At 62.8% G+C, this 17,788-nt stretch carries 16 protein-coding genes and 2 tRNA genes; 6 read left to right on the top strand and 12 right to left on the bottom strand.

Annotation, left to right across the window (positions count from 1 at the left end; translation table 11 throughout):
- Positions 1-2: 2 nt before the first annotated feature.
- The 3 genes from GOX53_RS04115 to GOX53_RS04105 all read right to left on the bottom strand — a co-directional run bounded on the left by GOX53_RS04115 (position 3) and on the right by GOX53_RS04105 (position 4,080).
- Complete coding sequence (locus tag GOX53_RS04115; protein WP_171173731.1) at positions 3-1,892, bottom strand: acyl-CoA synthetase; 1,890 nt, start codon at positions 1,890-1,892, stop codon at positions 3-5.
- A gap of 161 nt (positions 1,893-2,053) precedes the next feature.
- A complete protein-coding gene (locus GOX53_RS04110; protein ID WP_171173730.1) occupies positions 2,054-3,874 on the bottom strand; it encodes an ABC transporter transmembrane domain-containing protein in 1,821 nt (606 codons plus the stop codon).
- Positions 3,875-4,006: 132 nt separating this feature from the next.
- Positions 4,007-4,080: transfer RNA gene (locus GOX53_RS04105), tRNA-Gly, on the bottom strand.
- Between the two features lie 248 nt (positions 4,081-4,328).
- Here GOX53_RS04105 and GOX53_RS04100 point away from each other — a divergent pair.
- A complete protein-coding gene (locus tag GOX53_RS04100) occupies positions 4,329-6,218 on the top strand; it encodes a PhoX family phosphatase (RefSeq protein WP_171173729.1) in 1,890 nt (629 codons plus the stop codon).
- Between the two features lie 120 nt (positions 6,219-6,338).
- Here the strand turns inward: GOX53_RS04100 and GOX53_RS04095 are convergent, their stop codons facing one another.
- Entirely contained in the window at positions 6,339-8,519 is a 2,181-nt protein-coding gene (locus tag GOX53_RS04095; RefSeq protein ID WP_171173728.1) for a xanthine dehydrogenase family protein molybdopterin-binding subunit, read from the bottom strand.
- A gap of 1 nt (position 8,520) precedes the next feature.
- Complete coding sequence (locus GOX53_RS04090) at positions 8,521-8,985, bottom strand: (2Fe-2S)-binding protein (RefSeq protein WP_171173727.1); 465 nt, start codon at positions 8,983-8,985, stop codon at positions 8,521-8,523.
- Positions 8,986-9,125: 140 nt separating this feature from the next.
- Between GOX53_RS04090 and GOX53_RS04085 the strand changes: the two genes are divergently transcribed.
- Positions 9,126-9,731 (top strand): TetR/AcrR family transcriptional regulator, encoded by a 606-nt coding sequence (locus GOX53_RS04085; protein ID WP_171173726.1) that lies wholly within the window; start codon positions 9,126-9,128, stop codon positions 9,729-9,731.
- 335 nt (positions 9,732-10,066) lie between these two features.
- Here the strand turns inward: GOX53_RS04085 and GOX53_RS04080 are convergent, their stop codons facing one another.
- Complete coding sequence (locus GOX53_RS04080; protein WP_171173725.1) at positions 10,067-10,828, bottom strand: NAD kinase; 762 nt, start codon at positions 10,826-10,828, stop codon at positions 10,067-10,069.
- A 169-nt stretch (positions 10,829-10,997) separates the two neighbouring features.
- Between GOX53_RS04080 and glyA the strand changes: the two genes are divergently transcribed.
- The gene (gene glyA, locus GOX53_RS04075) at positions 10,998-12,293 is read left to right on the top strand and encodes a serine hydroxymethyltransferase (protein WP_171173724.1); all 1,296 of its coding nucleotides are present in this window, start codon (positions 10,998-11,000) and stop codon (positions 12,291-12,293) included.
- A 174-nt stretch (positions 12,294-12,467) separates the two neighbouring features.
- Here the strand turns inward: glyA and GOX53_RS04070 are convergent, their stop codons facing one another.
- From GOX53_RS04070 to GOX53_RS04055, 4 genes are all read right to left on the bottom strand, one after another.
- Positions 12,468-12,752: a hypothetical protein gene (locus GOX53_RS04070; protein ID WP_171173723.1), complete on the bottom strand. Its 285-nt coding sequence runs from the start codon at positions 12,750-12,752 to the stop codon at positions 12,468-12,470.
- 60 nt (positions 12,753-12,812) lie between these two features.
- On the bottom strand, positions 12,813-13,490 hold the full coding sequence (locus tag GOX53_RS04065) for a PspA/IM30 family protein (RefSeq protein WP_171173722.1): 678 nt from the start codon (positions 13,488-13,490) through the stop codon (positions 12,813-12,815).
- 93 nt (positions 13,491-13,583) lie between these two features.
- Positions 13,584-14,174, bottom strand: a complete 591-nt coding sequence (locus GOX53_RS04060; RefSeq protein ID WP_171173721.1) for a TetR/AcrR family transcriptional regulator — start codon at positions 14,172-14,174, stop codon at positions 13,584-13,586.
- A 58-nt stretch (positions 14,175-14,232) separates the two neighbouring features.
- The gene (locus GOX53_RS04055; protein WP_171173720.1) at positions 14,233-14,607 is read right to left on the bottom strand and encodes a hypothetical protein; all 375 of its coding nucleotides are present in this window, start codon (positions 14,605-14,607) and stop codon (positions 14,233-14,235) included.
- Between the two features lie 93 nt (positions 14,608-14,700).
- On the opposite strand from GOX53_RS04055, the gene GOX53_RS04050 reads away from it, so the two are divergent.
- Positions 14,701-15,459, top strand: a complete 759-nt coding sequence (locus GOX53_RS04050) for an alpha/beta fold hydrolase (RefSeq protein ID WP_171173719.1) — start codon at positions 14,701-14,703, stop codon at positions 15,457-15,459.
- Here the strand turns inward: GOX53_RS04050 and GOX53_RS04045 are convergent, their stop codons facing one another.
- Together GOX53_RS04045 and GOX53_RS04040 are read right to left on the bottom strand one after the other, a co-directional pair.
- Positions 15,460-15,651, bottom strand: a complete 192-nt coding sequence (locus GOX53_RS04045; protein ID WP_171173718.1) for a hypothetical protein — start codon at positions 15,649-15,651, stop codon at positions 15,460-15,462.
- 87 nt (positions 15,652-15,738) lie between these two features.
- A complete protein-coding gene (locus tag GOX53_RS04040) occupies positions 15,739-16,131 on the bottom strand; it encodes a rhodanese-like domain-containing protein (protein ID WP_171173717.1) in 393 nt (130 codons plus the stop codon).
- Positions 16,132-16,433: 302 nt separating this feature from the next.
- Between GOX53_RS04040 and GOX53_RS04035 the strand changes: the two genes are divergently transcribed.
- Both GOX53_RS04035 and GOX53_RS04030 read left to right on the top strand, forming a co-directional pair.
- A tRNA-Glu gene (locus tag GOX53_RS04035) sits at positions 16,434-16,508 on the top strand.
- A 259-nt stretch (positions 16,509-16,767) separates the two neighbouring features.
- Positions 16,768-17,736, top strand: coding sequence for a carbon-nitrogen hydrolase family protein (locus GOX53_RS04030; protein ID WP_171173716.1), 969 nt, complete (start codon positions 16,768-16,770; stop codon positions 17,734-17,736).
- Positions 17,737-17,788 lie beyond the last annotated feature (52 nt).

Genomic DNA, 17,788 nt, shown 5'->3' with positions numbered 1-17,788 from the left:
GCTCAGGCTGCCCATTCCCAAGGCCGGGTATAGGCACCCAGCACCTTGCTGACATCGTCTTCGGAGGAGCCCTGCGCGTCAAGCTGCGCGACCAGCCCGCGTTTCTTGTCGTCGATCACCGAGACCACGCGCGCCGATACCCCGGCCTGCTCCAGCGCGCCATTGTAGATGCGGGTGATCGCCATCTTGCGCAGATCGGGTTTGAACACCTTGCCCACGGCGGTCTTGGGCAGTTCCGTCAGAATGGTCATGTGCTTGGGCTGCGCGGCCCGCTCGTGCACATGCACCTTGCAATGCTCCAGCAGCTCCGCCTCGGAAACCGACGCGCCCTCGACCAGTTCGACAAAGGCGCAGGGCACCTCGCCGGAATGGGCATCCGGCTGACCGATGGCACCCGCAAAGGCCACCGCCTCATGCGCCAGCAGCGCCTCTTCGATCTCGGCGGGGTCGATATTGTGGCCGCCGCGAATGATCAGGTCCTTGGCGCGGCCGGTGATCCACAGATAGCCGTCCCCGTCAAACCGGCCCAGATCGCCGGTGCGCAGGTATTTGTCGTGGTGATAGAGGTTCGCGTTCTTGTCCGCCTCGGTATAGGTATTGCCCGCAAAGACGCCAGGGTTCGAGATGCAGATCTCGCCGATCTCATCGACCGCGCATTCGCCGGGGCCATCCGGACCGTCGCGCAGGATCTTGACGTCGGTGTAGGGGAACGGGATGCCGATCGAGCCGATCTTCTTCTCGCCATCGACCGGGTTGCATGAGACCAGGCAGGTCGCCTCGGTCAGGCCATAGCCCTCAACGATGGTGACACCGGTTGCCTGCTCGAACCGGCGGAACAGCTCCACCGGCAGCGGCGCCGAGCCGGAGAACGCAGTCTTGACCGTCGAGATATCGGCATCGACCGGGCGCTGCATCTTGGCCGAGATAGCGGTGGGCACGGTGATGATGAACGAGATCTTCCAGCGCTCGATCAGCTTCCAGAAATTGTCGAACACCCCATCGCCGCGATACCCGGCGGGTGTCGGGAACACCACATGCGCGCCCGAGGACACGGCGGCCATGACGATCACATGACAGGCAAAGACATGGAACATCGGCAGCGGGCACATGATGTTGTCGTTTTCCGAGAACAGCAGCGTGTGCCCCAGCCAGCCGTTATAGATCATGCCGGAATACTTGTGCTGCGCCACCTTGGGCATGCCGGTGGTGCCGCCGGTGTGGAAATAGCAGGCCACCCGGTCCTCGGTACTGTCCGCAAAGCTCAGCGCGCTCGGCTGTTTGGCCAGTTCCTTGTTGAAGTTCAGGTAATCCGCGTGGGCCAGATGCTCCTTGTCCTGCAGCTTGGGCCGGACCAGCGGCACGATCCACGACTTGGGCGGCGTCAGATAGCGGTTGAGGTCGATCTCCAGCACGGTGTTCACACCTGGCGCGTGGCGTACCGCCTCGGCCACCTTCTGGGCGATATCGGTCTTGGGGAAGGGTTTCAGCGTCACCACCACCTTGGCGCCGGTTTCCCGCAGGATCGAGGCGATCTGTTCCGGCTCCAGCAGCGGGTTGATCGGGTTGACGATCCCGGCCACGGCCCCGCCCATCATGGTGATCAGCGTCTCGTTGCTGTTGGGTAGCACATAGGCCACCACATCCTTCTCGCCGATACCGAGCGAGCGGAACAGGTTCGCGGCCTGATTGACCTTGCCCAGCAGTTGCGACCAGGTCAGCGTTTCTGCCTTGTCGGTCGGGCCGGACAGCAACTGGAAACTGAGCGCCTTGTGGTTGGGAAACTTTCCAGCAGTCCGCGCCAGCAGCGCGTGCAGCGTGATCGGCAGATCACGCTCCTCCCACGCCATTTCTCCCTCGATCCGTGCCCGGTCTTCCAACCCCGCAAATGCCATACGGCTTCCTCCCCTTATGTGCCACCCGTCCTCCCGGGTGTTTGTTCGTTCCGCTCCAAGATGAGAGCAAATCCTCGTCTGCGCAAGCGAGGGCTTATCGGGAGAGGGTCAACATGGATAGAATGACGCTACGGCGATTGGGAAGGTGCCGGAACGTCACCTCATTCGGCGGCCAGACCGTCAGTGAATTGCAGCCGCGCGAGACGGGCATAAAGGCCATCCTGCGCCACTAACTCGTCATGGGTGCCCTGCGCCACGATACGGCCCGCCTCCATCACAACGATGCGGTCGGCTTTTTTCACAGTGGCCAGCCGGTGCGCCACGATCAGCGTGGTCCGTCCGGCGCTCAGCTCGTCCACCGCCCGTTGCACCGCCAGCTCGCTTTCAGCATCCAGAGCCGAGGTCGCCTCGTCCAGCAGCAGCACCGGCGCGTCGCGCAGGATGGCGCGGGCGATAGCGATGCGCTGTTTCTGACCGCCCGACAGCATCACGCCGCGTTCGCCGACAAAACTGTCATAGCCTTCGGGCAGGGCCGCGATGAAGTCATGCGCGGCAGCGGCGCGGGCGGCGGCCTCGACCTCGGCATCGGACGCATCGGGGCGGCCAAAGCGGATATTGTCGCGGGCCGAGGCGGCGAAGATCACCGGGTCCTGCGGCACCAGCGCGATATGGCGACGGAACGCGGCCCGGTCCATGGTCCGCAGGTCCACGCCGTCCAGCGTGACGCTGCCCGCATCCGGGTCGTAGAACCGCTGGATCATCTGGATCACCGTGGTCTTGCCCGCGCCCGAGGGGCCGACAAAGGCCACCGTCTCACCCGGTTTGACCTGCAGCGACATGCCATCCAGCGCCACCACATCCGGACGCGCGGGATAGCGAAAGTTCACATCCTGAAACCCGATCTCGCCCCGCACCGGCTGCGGCAGAACCTGCGGGCGCACTGGATCGGTCACCGTATCCTCGGCATTGAGCAGCTCGACCAGCCGCTCGGTGGCCCCGGCGGCGCGTTGCAGCTCGCTCCAGATCTCCGACAGCGCCGCGACAGAGCCTGCCATGATCACCGAATAGATCACGAACTGGATCAGCGTGCCCTCGGTCATCAGCCCGGCGCGCACGTCGTTGGCACCCATCCACAGCACCCCGACGATGCCGGAAAAGACCAGAAAGATGACGATCACCGTCAGCACCGCGCGGGTCTGGATACGGCGGAGCGAGACGGTATATGCGGTCTCGGTCATCTCGGCGAATTGCGACCGGCTGGCGGTCTCATGCGTAAAGGCCTGCACCGTCTGCACCGCGCCCAGCGCCTCGCCCGCATTGCCCGAGGATGCCGCGATCCAGTCCTGATTCTCGCGGCTGATGCCCCGCAGGCGACGGCCCAGCACTAGGATCGGCACCACCACCACCGGGATCAGCAGCAGCACCATGCCGGTCAGCTTGGCCGAGGTCAGCAGCATCAGCACCAGCCCGCCCAAAAACATCAGCATGTTGCGCAGCGCGATCGACACCGACGAACCGAGCACGGACTGAATCAGCGTGGTATCGGTAGTGATCCGGCTCAGCACCTCGCCGGTCATGATGCGCTCAAAGAACTCGGGACTCATCCCGATGATGCGGTCGAAGACGGCCTTGCGGATGTCGGCCACAACCCGTTCGCCCAACCGCGTCACCAGCGCATAGCGCACGCCGGTGCCCAGCGCCAGAATCGCGGCGATGCCGAGGGCGGCCAGAAAATACTGATCCAGCAGCGCCCCATCCTCGATCCGGAAATGGTCCACCACGCGGCGCACCGCCAGCGGCAGGGTCAGCGACATGCTCGCCGTCACCACCAGCGCAACGGTCGCGCCGGTCATCAGCAGCCGATAGGGCTTCATGAACGGCCAGAGCGACGCCAGAACGCCGAGCTTCTTGGACCCGGCCCGCTCTTCGCTGGCCCCCGGTGCGGGGGTGGCTGCCGATTGTGCGGACTGAGTGCGTGCCATATCAGGCCCTTGTTGCTGTTTCTTCACGATGCCCGTGCTTCTTGGCGGCAGAGCCGCGCAGCGTCAAGCAACGCTGCCCCCTGCTGTGCAGCACAGGTCCATTTGACGCAAGCGAAAGCGGATTGGAAGAACTGGAGCGGGTAGACGGAATCGAACCGACATAGCCTGCTTGGAAGGCAGGGGCTTTACCATTAAGCTATACCCGCTCTGGTTCCCCGTCACTAGGACAAGCAACGGGGATGGTCAAGCCGGTTCTTTTCGACACAGATACGCCTCCGAAATGCGGTCTACTCCCCCGATCACAGGGAACACGGGCGCAATCCCACCTATCCCTGCCACGCCGCAAAAATTGGTTTCAGCCTCTGGGCGAAGCGCACGCAACTCTGTTAGCTGATTGTCACATTCTCGCTCTAAACCTGCGTTATCCCGCAACTTCAAATAGCCAGGAACCCCCATGAAAGACATTGATCCCCGGACACTTTCCGCCGACGACTGGGACGAGCTGCACTTTCCCCGCCCCGAAGAGAACGATTTCGACCGCGTCGTCGAAGCCGCGATTTCGCGCCGTGGCTTTCTGGGCGGTGTGCTGGCCTTTGGCTCGGGGGCTGCGGCGATGGGCGCCGGGCTGCTGGGCTCAACCTCGGCGCAGGCCGCTGAGGCCTCGCGCTTTGCCTTCACGCCGATCCCCGCGCAGACCGATGGCACGGTACATGTGCCCGAGGGCTATAGCTGGAAGATCCTGATGCGTTGGGGCGACCCGCTGTTTTCAGACGCGGACGGTTATGACGTGACCGAGGGCGGCCCGGTGAAAAGCTCGGACAGGATCTTTGGCGAAAACACCGACGGGATGGAGACCTTCTCGTTTCGGGGTCACCAGTTGATCGCGATCAACCACGAGTATCCCAACCGCAAGATCAACCTGCCCGCCGCGCAGGAGGGGACACCGGCCAGCGCCGATGACGTGCTGAAATTGCAGAACCTTCAGGGTGTGACGGTGATGGAGATCACCGAGGGCCTCGATGGCTGGACCGTGGTCAAGGACAGCCCCTTCAACCGCCGCATCCACCACAACACCCCGATGAAGATCGTCGGCCCCGCAGCGGGTCATGACCTACTCAAGACCGAGGCCGACCCGACCGGCACGTCCTCGCTGGGCACCATGAACAATTGCGGCTCAGGCAAGACCCCCTGGGGCACCTATCTGACCTGCGAAGAAAACTTCAACGGCTACTTCGGCTCCTCGGATGAAAACGCTAGCTATGACCAAAAGGTCGCGGACGGCATGAAGCGTTACGGCCTCAAGGCCGAAAGCTGGAACGGCTACGAACTCTTCGACCCGCGCTTTGACACCTCGAAAAACCCGAACGAGCCGCACCGCACCGGTTGGATCGTCGAAATCGACCCGACCAAGCCGGACAGCACCCCGATCAAGCATTCCGGTCTAGGCCGTTTCAAGCATGAGAATGCCGAGGTCGTTCTGGCCCCCGACAGCCGCGTGGTGGTCTATATGGGCGACGATGAACGGGGCGAATACCTCTACCGCTTCGTGTCGAACGATCCTTTCGTCCCGGGCAACCCGACCGAGGGTCTGCTGAACGACGGAACGCTCTATGTTGCCAAGTTCAACGACGATCAGACCGGCGAGTGGCTGGCGCTGACGCCCGAGACCACGGGCATGGAGGCCGCCGACATCGCCATCTTCACCCGCATGGCGGCGTCCGCCGTGGGCGGCACCACCATGGACCGGCCCGAATGGGTCGCCACCAACCCGGTCTCTGCCGAGGCCTATTGCTGCCTGACCAATAACAAGAACCGGGGCGTCAAACCCAACGCGGGCGGCGACGACACCTCGGCCAACGGCCCCAACCCGCGCAACGAAAACAGGTATGGTCAGATCGTGCGCTGGCGCCCGGCGGATGAGGATCATGCCGCCGACGGGTTCGACTGGGATCTCTACGTCACGGCGGGCAACCCGACCGTGCATCAGGATGATCGCGCCGGTTCGCCAAACGTGAACGAGGGCAACCTGTTCAACTCACCCGACGGCATGGCCATCGACTCAACCGGGCTGGTCTGGATTCAGACCGACGGCAATGACGACAACGAGGGCGATTTTGCCGGCAACGGCAACAACCAGATGCTGGCGGGCGACCCGGTGACGGGTGAAATCGCGCGGTTCATGACCGGCCCCAATGGCTGCGAAGTGACCGGGCTCGCGTGGTCCGCCGACAAGCGCACCGCCTTTGTCGGCATCCAGCACCCGGGCAGCAACTGGCCCGACGGGGGCACGCCGCGCTCTGCCATCATCACCATCAAACGCGACGACAACGGCCAGATCGGCTGAGCCTGCTTGCACAGATAAACGCCCCCGACCGCCGTGTCGGGGGCGTTTCACTGCCTGAACAGGATCAAAGCGTTTTCATCTGCGCCCCCGCTGGATTGCCGGGGGTGCTAGTCGGGCCCATCAGACGAAAGCCACCCCGTTCTCGGCCATGGGCAGGTTACCAACCCGCAGATCACTGGCCGCCGCGATGGCGTTGGCCAAGGCGGGCGCTGCGGGCGGTGTGCCCGGCTCGCCCACCCCGGTCGGGGCCTCGGCAGACGGCACGATATGTACGTCGATGGCCGCGATATCGCCGATGCGCAGGGGTTCGTAATCCGGGAAGTTGAACTGATCCACCGCGCCGCTGGTCAGCGTGATCTGATCGCGCATGACATGGCCAATGCCATAGCCGATCCCGCCTTCCATCTGCGCCTTGACCACGTCCGGGTTCACCGCAAGACCGCAATCGACCGCGCAGGTGATCCGCTCGATCTTCACGCCATCTTCGGCATTGCCCGAAATCTCGGCCACCTCAGCCACGTAGGAGCCAAACGACTTGTGTACCGCAATGCCCTGCGCGCGACCCGCAGGCGCATTGCCCCAGCCCGCCTTCTCAGCCGCCAGCTTCAGCACACCGGCCATCCGGTCCTGATCGGCACCGCCGGTCAGATAACGCAGGCGGAACTCAACCGGGTCCTGCCCCGCGGCCCTGGCGGCCATGTCCATCATGACCTCCATCACATAGGCCGTGTGGGTATGCCCCACCGACCGCCACCACAGCGTACTGGTCGCCTTCTTGGTATCGGTCAGCCCGAAAAAGCCTCCGGGGATCTGATAGGGGCTGTCCGACGTGCCCTCGACCGAGCTGTGATCGACCCCGTCATGGACGCTGAAATCCTCGAACGCGGTGCCCTTCATGATCGACTGACCCGCAATGCGGTGATCCCAGCCCACGATATTGCCGTCGGCATCCAGCCCGACCCGGACCTTGTGACCAAAGGCGGGGCGATAATAACCGCTGCGCAGATCGTCCTCACGCGACCAGACCAGTTTCACCGGTCGGGTGCGGTCGGTGACGATAAAGGCCAGCGCCGCCTCGACCTGATAGTCCGCATCCGGCGTGGCCCGGCGGCCAAAGGAACCGCCCGCAAACATCGTGTTGATCTGGATCTTCTCCATCGGCAACTCAAAGATCTGCGACAGGGCCAAATGCGGACCCGTGGGGAACTGGCAGCCGTCATGCAGCAGGATACCGCCATCCTCGGTGGCCTGAATGGTGCAGGTCAGCGGCTCCATCGGCGCATGTGCGAGCAGCGGAAAGTAAAAGCTCTGCTCGACAACCTGCGCTGCTCCGTCCAGCGCGGCCAGAGTCGCCGCCGCGTCGGTCTTGTTGACGTTGTATTCCGGCTCGGCATCCAGCGCGGCCATGATCTCGGCCTTGATCTGCTCGGAATCGCGCGTTTCGGCGGCAGAGACATCCCACTCGACCTCAAGCGCATCACGCGACTGCATCGCGGCCCAGGTGTTTTCCGCGTACACCGCGACACCAGCGTTGTTCGGCAGGGTCTGGGACATGATGTAGCCCTTGATCCCCTGCGCCGCGCTGTCGTCGAAACCGGTCACCAGGGCGCCGCGCTGCTCGGGGCGCTTGATCATGGTCACCATCTGGTTCGGCAGATGCACGTCCATCGCATATTGCGCGGTTCCATTGCCCTTGATCGCGCTGTCCACACGGCGGACCTCGGTGTTTCCGATCAGACGGAATTCGGACGGGTCCTTGAGCCTTGGTTCTGCCGGGGCTTCCAGCTCGGCGGCGGCAGCCACTAAGTCACCCAGCGGCGCGGACTGACCGGCACCGGCGATGACGCCCTCATCCAGCGTCAGTTCCGAGGCATCGACGCTCCAGGCCTGAGCGGCGGCGTTCAGCAGCATCTCACGCGCGGCAGCACCTGCGGTGCGATATTGCTGGAACGAGTTCGCCATGGCGGTCGAGCCGCCCGTGCCCTGGAACTGCCCGAACAGCAGGTTGTTATAGAGCGCCGGGTTCGACGGGGCGAATTCGTATCCGATCTGATCCATGCGCAGGCCGATTTCCTCGGCGATCAGCGTGGTCAGGCCGGTGGCCGGGCCCTGCCCTTTCTCGAAATGCTTGACGATGGCGGTGACTGAACCATCCGACCCGATCTTGACGAACGGGTTCAGCATGGCGCTTTCGCCCGAGGCGGCGGCAATGGCGCCATCCGGACGGGCGCCGACCATCAGAACGGCGGTGGCGGCGGCGGCCCCTTTCAGGAACCCGCGGCGAGAAGTGTTCACGGTCATATCAGGCCTCCAGAATTTCGGCTGCGCGCTGAATGCCTGCCCGGATGCGCTGATAGGTGGCGCAGCGGCAGGCATTCCCGTGCATGTAACTGTCAATCTCTTCGACGGTGGGCTTGGCGTTCTCGGACAGCAGCCCAACCGCGGACATGATCTGCCCGGACTGGCAATAGCCGCATTGCACCACGTCCAACTCGACCCAGGCCTGCTGCACAGCGGCCCCGATCTTGCTGTCCTCCATCGCCTCGATGGTGGTGATCTCGGCTTCGCCCACATCCTCGATATAGGTCTGGCACGACCGCACCGGTTCACCGTCCAGATGTACGGTGCAGGCCCCGCAGGACGCGACACCGCAGCCGAACTTGGTCCCGGTCATCTTGAGTTCATCCCGGATCACCCACAGCAGTGGTGTTCCGGGTTCGACGTCGACGTCATGCGTCTGGCCGTTCAGTTTGAGTGAGATTGTCATGAAAGTGCCTCCCGTGCAGCATCAGGCTGGTGAGTCGGTAAACTGGTGCGTTTACCGTATGCAAAGCCACCCAGGGTGTAAACTGCAAAGTTTACCGCCTTGATTGACGGTTACGTGAATTTGGCCCATAGCTGGATGTCATGTACGAGTGCAGCGGCCCCAATGCGTCGAAATACGCGCAGATCATTGATGCCGCCGTAGAGGAGTTCCAGGAAAAGGGGTTCTCTGCGGCCAGCATGGATCGGGTGTCGGCACGGGCCGAGGTCTCCAAGCGGACGGTCTACAAGTATTTTGAAAGCAAGGAAAAACTGTTTCGCTCGATTGTCAGCGTTCTGGCCGAGCGGTTCGCGGACATGCGGCACATCCGCTATGACCCGGACCGGGACATCCGGGAACAGCTGATCGAACTGGGCTGGGCCGAAGGGCGGCTGCTGATCTCGCCCGAGGTCATGGCGATGGCGCGGATGATCATCAGCGAAACCCTGCGCAATCCCGATCTGGCCGAGGCGGCACAGGGCAAGATCGACAAGACCGGCGCCTTCATTGACATGCTGCGCGCCGCCAATGAGGACGGCCAACTGAACGTGCCCGATCCCGAGGAGGCCGCGCAGGAATTCATCGCGCTGCTCAAGGCCAAGGCGTTCTGGCCCTATATCTTCGGCTCTGCCCTGGTCTCGGAAGAGCAAATGCAGAAAATCGTCGAAAGCAGCGTCGAGATGATGATGTGCCGATACGGCACCGGGTGAAACTGGCCGGGCGGGTCATGGCAAGCAACAAATGTGCCGCGCCCGATGCGCGGCTCTCGCCGCCCCGGCGCCTGCACAATAATAGACCCCGGGCCTTGCAGCTCCCCTGCGCCCGGGGTCCTCTTGATCAAAATATCCCCGGTTTCTTGTGGTGAATGCGGCGTTAACCACACCCGCCAGCGCGAAACATGCGCAATCTTGTCGAACACGTCGGTCGGTGGCCACTCACCTCCACCAGGACGTTTCCTCCGGGTAAGACAAGCATATGCCGAAGCAGCCCCGCCTGCCTGTGATCTGGTTCACAGAACTCGGAACTTTTTTAAGAAATCTTAATTTTACGTAAACTGTTCCGAAATCAGGCGCTCTTCCAGCCCGTGACCCGGATCGAACAGGATGCGGTGCGAGATTGCAGGCTCGGACCGGATTTCGACCCAGTCGATATCCGAAATGGAGATCGAGTCCGCGTCCGCCATCACGGGGCGCTTGTCGGCCTCCACGACGTCAAAGCGTACATGCGCGGTTTTCGGCAAAACCGCCCCCCGCCAGCGGCGGGGACGGAACGCGGCAATCGCGGTCATGGCCAAAACATCCGAGCCGATGGGCAGAATGGGACCGTGGGCGGAATAGTTGTAAGCGGTCGATCCCGCCGGGGTTGAAACCAGCGCGCCGTCGCAAACCAGCTCGGCCAACCGCAGCCGCCCGTCGATGGTGATCTTGAGCCGGGCCGCCTGTGGACCGGCACGCAGCAGCGAGACCTCGTTGATCGCCAGTGCCTCATGCACTCGCCCCGCCTGATCCATTGCCGTCATCGCAAGCGGGTTGATGATCTCTTCCTCTGCGGCCGCTAGACGATCAAGCAGATCGGTTTCGGAATATTCGTTCATCAGAAACCCAATGGTGCCGCGATTCATGCCGTAAACCGGCGCATGCAAATGCTTGCTACTGTGCAGCGTGCGCAGCATGAACCCGTCGCCGCCAAGGGCCACGATCACGTCGGCGTCGCCGGGGGCGGCATTGCCATAGCGCCCGATCAGGGCGGCGCGGGCGGTCTGGGCCACCGGAGCGTCACTGGCCAGAAAAGCGATTCTCTTACTCATCAATTTCGGTTTCCGGTGCTGCGCATTTGGTTCCGAAACAAACATACCTTTCCCCGAGAGACCAGAGTTGACGCCACAGCGGGCCATTTCGTCGCTTTACAACCTTTCTCGGATCGCTGGTTTCCGATAGGAAATTCGCCAAACACACCCCCAGCCATTTGGAGCCCCCATGAACGCCAACCTTCGTGACACCGGTTTCTTCACCCAGTCTCTTGCGGATCGGGACCCTGAGCTGTTCGGCTCGGTCACCTCTGAACTTGGCCGCCAGCGCGACGAGATCGAACTAATCGCCAGCGAGAACATCGTCTCGGCCGCCGTGATGGAGGCGCAGGGCTCGGTGATGACAAACAAATACGCCGAGGGCTATCCCGGGCGCCGCTACTATGGTGGCTGCCAGTTCGTCGATGTCGCCGAGAACCTGGCCATCGACCGCGCCAAACAGCTCTTTGGCTGTGAGTTCGCCAACGTGCAGCCGAACTCGGGTTCGCAGGCCAATCAGGGCGTGTTCCAGGCACTGATCAAGCCGGGCGACACCATTCTGGGCATGAGCCTGGACGCAGGCGGCCACCTGACCCACGGCGCGGCTCCGAACCAGTCGGGCAAGTGGTTCAACGCCATCCACTACGGCGTCCGCAAACAGGACAACCTGATCGACTATGAGCAGATCGAATCGCTGGCGAAAGAGCATCAGCCCAAGCTGATCATCGCGGGCGGCTCGGCCATTCCGCGCGTCATCGACTTTGCCAAGATGCGCGAAATCGCCGACATGGTCGGCGCCTACCTGCATGTGGACATGGCCCATATCGCCGGTCTGGTCGCAGCAGGTGAACACCCCTCGCCCTTCCCGCATGCGCATGTGGCCACCACCACCACCCACAAGACCCTGCGCGGCCCGCGCGGCGGTATGATCCTGACCAATGACGAGGCCATCGCCAAAAAGGTCAACTCGGCGATCTTCCCCGGCATTCAGGGTGGCCCGCTGATGCACGTGATCGCAGGCAAGGCGGTCGCTTTCGGTGAAGCGCTGCAGCCTGCGTTCAAGGACTACATCAAGCAGGTCGTGGTCAATGCACAGGCGCTGTCGGATCAGTTGATCAAGGGCGGGCTGGACACGGTGACCCACGGCACCGACACCCATGTGGTGCTGGTGGACCTGCGCCCCAAAGGCGTGAAGGGCAATGCGACCGAAAAGGCCCTGGGCCGCGCGCATATCACCTGCAACAAGAACGGCGTGCCGTTCGATCCGGAGAAGCCAACCATCACCAGCGGTATCCGCCTGGGCTCACCCGCTGGCACCACCCGCGGCTTTGGCGAGACCGAGTTCCGTCAGATCGCGGACTGGATCATCGAGGTTGTTGACGGTCTGGCCGCCAATGGCGAGGACGGCAATGGTGCGGTCGAGGCCAAGGTAAAGGCCGAAGTGGCCGAGCTGTGTGCCCGTTTCCCGCTCTATCCGAATCTGTAACCGGACAGACCCGACAAGAATCATCCCGCCGCTGGATCTGTCCACGGCGGGTTTTTTTGTTTGCGAGGAGCACCCTCAAGGGATCGGAGGGCTCCCGCCCCTTCTGCCCGCATCTTAGATGCAGGCAAAAGCGTTGGGCCCGGCGCCGCGCCTTTCGGCGCGGCGGGGCAAGCGTCAGATATCCGATTTCGGATCCTTCAGCGCCTCTTCCAGCAGCTTCTCGTTGCGCGCCTCTTCGATGCGGTTGATCCGGTCCTCGGACGAGCGGTAGTCGAAGCGGTATTTCACCACGTTGATCAGGCTCAGCGTCAGCAGCACCACGCCCATGCCCCAGTAACCTTTGGTGGCCAGCGGCACGTCGGTGGACAGCCACAGCGAGATCGCCAGCAGGACATAGGCCAGCACAACACCGGCGCCGTTCAGCATCAGGATCAGAGCGTTTTCGTTACGGGTATTCATCTTGTCTCTCCATTCATTCGATAAAGTCACCGGTTCTCACGAGGTCCGGACAGTGTCGGTTCAGTCCTTGGCGTTGAGGCGGCTCAGAACGTCAGCAGCGGTCGATCGGGTCTTTGGACCAAAGCCCGCCTCCTCCATCCGCGCTGCAACGGCGGAGTGATCCAGCGTCGCGTCGATCTCGCGCAGGATTTCGCCCTGTTCGAACGGGTCATCCTGCTGCATCACGCGGGCAATCAGGCTTTCGGCCTCTTCGATAGGGCTCTCACCACCGACATGCCGGTTCAGCCGTTTCTGCAGCCCCTGCTCGCGCCTGACCGCCCGGGCGGCAATCGCGCCCTGCTTCAGGTCGATGATGCGGCGGCTGGCGGCGTCGACGGTCTGGCGCAACTGCAGAATGCGGGTGTCGAGCCGGTCGAGGGTCTTGCGGCGCACCGCAGACTCGTTTTCCAGATCCGCCACCGCCTGAGCCGCGCTCTGAGCCAGATCCTCGCGCCCGCCATCCAGCGCCTCCTGCGCGCGGGTCATCAGGTCAGCGATCCGCCCCTGCAGCCCGTCCACCTGGCGCTGCTCTCCGCGCTGGCGTTGGATCAGGCTGGCAAGGGTCAGCTTGGCCGCCTTCAGGCTGCTCTCCGCCTCGCGGATCTTCTGGTCGATCAGTTCAATGGAATAAGTGTCACGCAATTGCTCTTCCGCGCGGGCATTTGCACCGACGATCAGGGTCTTCAACGTGCCGAACATGGGTTCCTCCAATATCATGAACATCGTTCACAAATTGGAGATAGCAAATTCATGAACGCCGTTCAAGGCATGTTGTGAACACTGTTCAGGAAACTAATTGTTTCCAATCTGGCGAAGAACCTGCCCGATCATCCGCTCGATCTGTTCCGGCGGCACGCCCGAGATACGGTTTTCCAGCCCCAGACTCACGATCCCATGCACCGAAGAGAACAGCGCCCGGGTCATCAGTTCCAGCTCTTCCCGCTTCATCTCGGGGAAGATCTGCGACACCGGCTCCGAGATCAGACCGAAAAGCCCCGCCAGCGCCTCGCGATACCAATCGGGCACCGGCCCGTCCTGTGTCATCTTCAGTTCAAAAAGCGCCCGCCAGAGATTGGTGTGCGCATCGGCAAAGCGCAGATAGGCGGTGCTCATCACGATCAGCCGCTGCACCGGCGCCTCGCTGCCATCAAAGGAATCGGAGACCGCCTGCCCCAAAGCGCGGAAAGTCCGGCCGTTCACGGCCATCACGATGGCATTGAGATCCTCGAAGGCATTGTAGATCGCCCCCAACGCACAGCCCGCGTCCCGGGCCAGATCCCGCGCCCGCAATTCGCCCAAGCCCTCGCGGGCAATGCGACTCTCGGCCGCCTCGACCAATCTCTCACGCAGCTGCGCCCTGCGGGCCTGGGATTTCGATGGCATGGCGTTCCTTTCCTGAACCATGTTCAGGAATAGCCGGAGCACACCGCCGGGAAAAGGGTCAGATCACGCCTTGCCAGCGCAAAAACACCAGCAGCAGGATGGCAAACACCAGAATGTTGAAGGCGAGCCCGCCCAACATGCTCAGCAGCCAGCCCTTGCGCCGGTCGGCCAGATCGATGGCGCGCAGATGCGCCTGCACCTCCTGCACCGCGGTGACCAGCTTCGGTGTATCCAGCGTCAGCCGCAGTTTCGGGTGATTGGCCAACGGTTCAGCCTTGGCCAGTTCCATCGCCTGCCCGTGAATGCGGCGCGGCAGCCGGTGCCGGGCCCGGCGTAGCGAGGCGGCCAGCGTCTTGCCACGCACGCCCAGCTTGGCGCGCAACAGCGCGATGGTCTCCGCAATCTGGTCCTGTACGGCGATCTGTTCTGACATCCAACCGGGCCTCCTAGCCGGACAGTCTACCGGCTTGTCGGGGCGGCCTCAATGGGGCTGGCCCATCGCCGCGCACGCAGGTATCACCAACCCATGTTGAACATGATCCATTTCGGCACCCCGACCGACACCCCGCCCCTGCTGATCGCCCACGGCCTCTATGGCTCGGCCCGCAACTGGGGCGTGATTGCCAAACGCCTGTCTGACGAACGGCAGGTGATCTCGGTCGATATGCGCAACCACGGGCAAAGCCCCTGGTCGGACACGCATGACTATCCCGCACTGGCGGCGGATCTGGCCGAGGTGATCGCGGCCATCGGTGGGCAAGCGGATGTCGTGGGCCATTCCATGGGCGGCAAGGCGGCGATGACGCTGGCGCTGCACCATGGGGCACTGGTGCGCAAGCTGGTTGTCGCCGATATCGCGCCGGTCGCCTATGGACACAGTCAGATACAGTATATCGAGGCGATGCGGGCCGTGGACCTGTCGCAGGTCGAACGGCGCTCGGACGCCGAGGCGCAGCTTGCCGCACACGGGGTCGAGAAAGCGTTGCAGAGCTTCTTCACCCAATCGCTGGACCTGCCCGCCAAGCGCTGGCGGCTGAACCTTGACGGTCTGGCCGCCGAAATGCCCAGAATCATGGGCTTCCCCGAGGGCGGCACGCCATGGCGGGGTCAGTCGCTGTTTTTGTCGGGCGCGGCCTCGGACTATGTGCTGCCCGGCCACCGCGACACGATCCGCGCGCTGTTCCCACAGGCACGCTTTGCCAAGATCCCCGGCGCCGGGCACTGGCTGCACGCGGAGAAACCCCGCGAGTTCGAGGCCGCCACGCGCGCCTTTCTCAACGCCTGATCAGGCCGACTGCCCTGAGTAGAGATGCCGGGCCACCAGCCAGGAGGCCGGCGCGGCCAGAACGAAGCCCGCCCCGGCGGCCCAAAGGATCGCCGCCACAGAAACCATGCCTGCCGACAGAACCGCGATCACGGCGGTCCCCGCCAGGGCTGTGGAGATCAGGGAATAGAGGATTGCAGCAAGACGCATCATGGCCGGTGATTCCTGTTCAAAACCGTTCGGCCATGACATTAGCGGGTTGGAATATGTACCACTTTGACCTGTGTCAGATCGGACCGGTCACATCCCGGGATCGACCGGCTCGATCACCGCGCCGCCGCCCTGCTGCCAGTCGGTCAGCCCGCCCAGATTGTAGACCTCGGCATATCCCATCTCCTTGAGCAGCTTGCCCGCCAGCGCGGCACGTCCGCCCGAGGCGCAGTGCAGCACGATCGGCCGATCGAACCGCAACTCGGGGTCGTGATACTGGGTCGTGGGATCGGCGCGGAACTCAAGCATGCCGCGCGGGATGTGATGCGCCTCGACGGCCCGCCCGCTGCGCTCCAACTCGGGCGCATCCCGGATGTCGAGCAACAACGCCCCGTCGGCCACCAATTCCTGCGCCTTCGCACCGTCGATGCGCTCAACCACCGCGTTGGCGGCCTCCATCATGTCCTTGACCGTCAATGGCATTTGGCAGTTCTCCCTGATCGTTCACCGGAAAGCTAACATGCGGCATTCCCAAGGTGTAGACCGCGTTCGTCGGCAAACTGACGGCAATCCCCCGAACATTGGACCAGCGCTCGCGCGCACCTGAATACGCTTGTCTTTGCGGGGTGACAGCCTGTCAGAAACTCTGCCCTTCTCACCGTGCGAAACTGTTTACGTCGGTATTCCCACCCTCCAACCGGCTCATTTGCTTTGAATGGTTTTTTTCGGCCGCTGCCCTTGCGCCGCACAGGTGCAATTCGTAAAAGCCCCTGACATGCCGCTTTGGCCCGTTCGTCTATCGGTTAGGACGCCAGGTTTTCAACCTGGAAAGAGGGGTTCGATTCCCCTACGGGCTACCACTCTTTCCCAAACTCGACTGTTCCAAAACCCGCCATGGCATGCGCCTACACCCGCGCATCGCGACGTCTGGACTGCATCTTGCCCAAAAAAGCACCGATGCCGAAGAACCGACTCAAAGACCCACGAATTGCCGTCGCGCAGTGGCAGGCGTAAGCCGGACGGGATTCCCCCGAAATTGATGCATTTGATAATTCTCTCCACGCATTCTAGGCTCGGGGGCACAGCCAGCCGTGGCCAAGAAAAGAGGCAGACACATACATGACCCCATTTGCAATCGCAGGCGTTCAGATGCACGTTTCCGCGCTTCATTCGAACGTGGAGGCGATGCGCCATCGGATCGAGATCCTGATGGCCCGGTTCCCCTGGACCCAGATGGTCGTTTTCTCCGAGCTGGCGCCTTATGGTCCTCTCGATCAGTTTGCGCAGCCGTTTCCGAACGACGCGCTTGCGCAGTTTCAGGACGATGCACGCCGGTTCGGCATCTGGCTGATCCCCGGCTCAATGTTTGAAAAACTCGCCGACGGCCGGATTTTCAATACGTCGGTCGTCATCAACCCGCAGGGCGAAATCGTCAAGAAATACGCCAAGATGTTCCCGTTCAAACCCTATGAACAGGGCATCGCATCGGGGACGGATTTCTGCGTCTTCGACGTGCCCGATGTCGGGCGGTTCGGATTGTCGATCTGCTATGACATCTGGTTCCCCGAAACCACGCGGCAACTGACCAGCCAAGGGGTCGAGGTTTTGCTGCATCCGGTACTGACCGGCACCACGGATCGCGACGCCGAGATTGCCATTGCACGGGCAACGGCAGCGCAGTTCCAATGCTACGTCTTCGACGTGAACGGGCTTGGTGCAGGCGGCGTGGGGCGCTCGCTTGTGGTCGACCCGACCGCAACCGTTCTGCACCAGTCCGCTGGGCAAGAGGATATGTTCCCCATCGAGATCGACCTCGACAACGTGCGCCGTCAGCGCGAAACCGGCCTCAATGGGCTGGGCCAGGTCCTGAAAAGTTTCAGGGATCGCGAGGCCGATTTCCCGATTTACGACCGCGCCAGCGGCGCAGACGCGTACCTGCACACGCTGGGCCCGCTTGAAACGCCAAAACAAGGGTCAAGGGCGGGGGTTGGGGTCCGCGATCCCAGGACGGTTTTGGCCGAAGACAGCCGATCTCGCGCCGATCACGTTGCCATACCGGCGTTCAAGGGAAGAACCGGAACCGGGTGATTTCGCGTTGCGCCATAAGCTTTCGAATTGTTCGATGTGTCACGGAGGAGTA

The organism is Ruegeria sp. HKCCD8929, from assembly GCF_013031405.1.
GTDB lineage: Bacteria > Pseudomonadota > Alphaproteobacteria > Rhodobacterales > Rhodobacteraceae > Ruegeria.
This window is presented reverse-complemented; position numbering and strand designations above follow the sequence as displayed.

Excerpts from the sequence above, each read along its gene's own strand:
- GOX53_RS04115 (WP_171173731.1), bottom strand. The coding sequence starts at position 1,892 with ATGGCATTTGCGGGGTTGGAAGACCGGGCACGGATCGAGGGAGAAATG.
- GOX53_RS04110 (WP_171173730.1), bottom strand. The coding sequence starts at position 3,874 with ATGGCACGCACTCAGTCCGCACAATCGGCAGCCACCCCCGCACCGGGG.
- GOX53_RS04100 (WP_171173729.1), top strand. The coding sequence starts at position 4,329 with ATGAAAGACATTGATCCCCGGACACTTTCCGCCGACGACTGGGACGAG.
- GOX53_RS04095 (WP_171173728.1), bottom strand. The coding sequence starts at position 8,519 with ATGACCGTGAACACTTCTCGCCGCGGGTTCCTGAAAGGGGCCGCCGCC.
- GOX53_RS04090 (WP_171173727.1), bottom strand. The coding sequence starts at position 8,985 with ATGACAATCTCACTCAAACTGAACGGCCAGACGCATGACGTCGACGTC.
- GOX53_RS04085 (WP_171173726.1), top strand. The coding sequence starts at position 9,126 with ATGTACGAGTGCAGCGGCCCCAATGCGTCGAAATACGCGCAGATCATT.
- GOX53_RS04080 (WP_171173725.1), bottom strand. The coding sequence starts at position 10,828 with ATGAGTAAGAGAATCGCTTTTCTGGCCAGTGACGCTCCGGTGGCCCAG.
- glyA (WP_171173724.1), top strand. The coding sequence starts at position 10,998 with ATGAACGCCAACCTTCGTGACACCGGTTTCTTCACCCAGTCTCTTGCG.
- GOX53_RS04070 (WP_171173723.1), bottom strand. The coding sequence starts at position 12,752 with ATGAATACCCGTAACGAAAACGCTCTGATCCTGATGCTGAACGGCGCC.
- GOX53_RS04065 (WP_171173722.1), bottom strand. The coding sequence starts at position 13,490 with ATGTTCGGCACGTTGAAGACCCTGATCGTCGGTGCAAATGCCCGCGCG.
- GOX53_RS04060 (WP_171173721.1), bottom strand. The coding sequence starts at position 14,174 with ATGCCATCGAAATCCCAGGCCCGCAGGGCGCAGCTGCGTGAGAGATTG.
- GOX53_RS04055 (WP_171173720.1), bottom strand. The coding sequence starts at position 14,607 with ATGTCAGAACAGATCGCCGTACAGGACCAGATTGCGGAGACCATCGCG.
- GOX53_RS04050 (WP_171173719.1), top strand. The coding sequence starts at position 14,701 with ATGTTGAACATGATCCATTTCGGCACCCCGACCGACACCCCGCCCCTG.
- GOX53_RS04045 (WP_171173718.1), bottom strand. The coding sequence starts at position 15,651 with ATGATGCGTCTTGCTGCAATCCTCTATTCCCTGATCTCCACAGCCCTG.
- GOX53_RS04040 (WP_171173717.1), bottom strand. The coding sequence starts at position 16,131 with ATGCCATTGACGGTCAAGGACATGATGGAGGCCGCCAACGCGGTGGTT.
- GOX53_RS04030 (WP_171173716.1), top strand. The coding sequence starts at position 16,768 with ATGACCCCATTTGCAATCGCAGGCGTTCAGATGCACGTTTCCGCGCTT.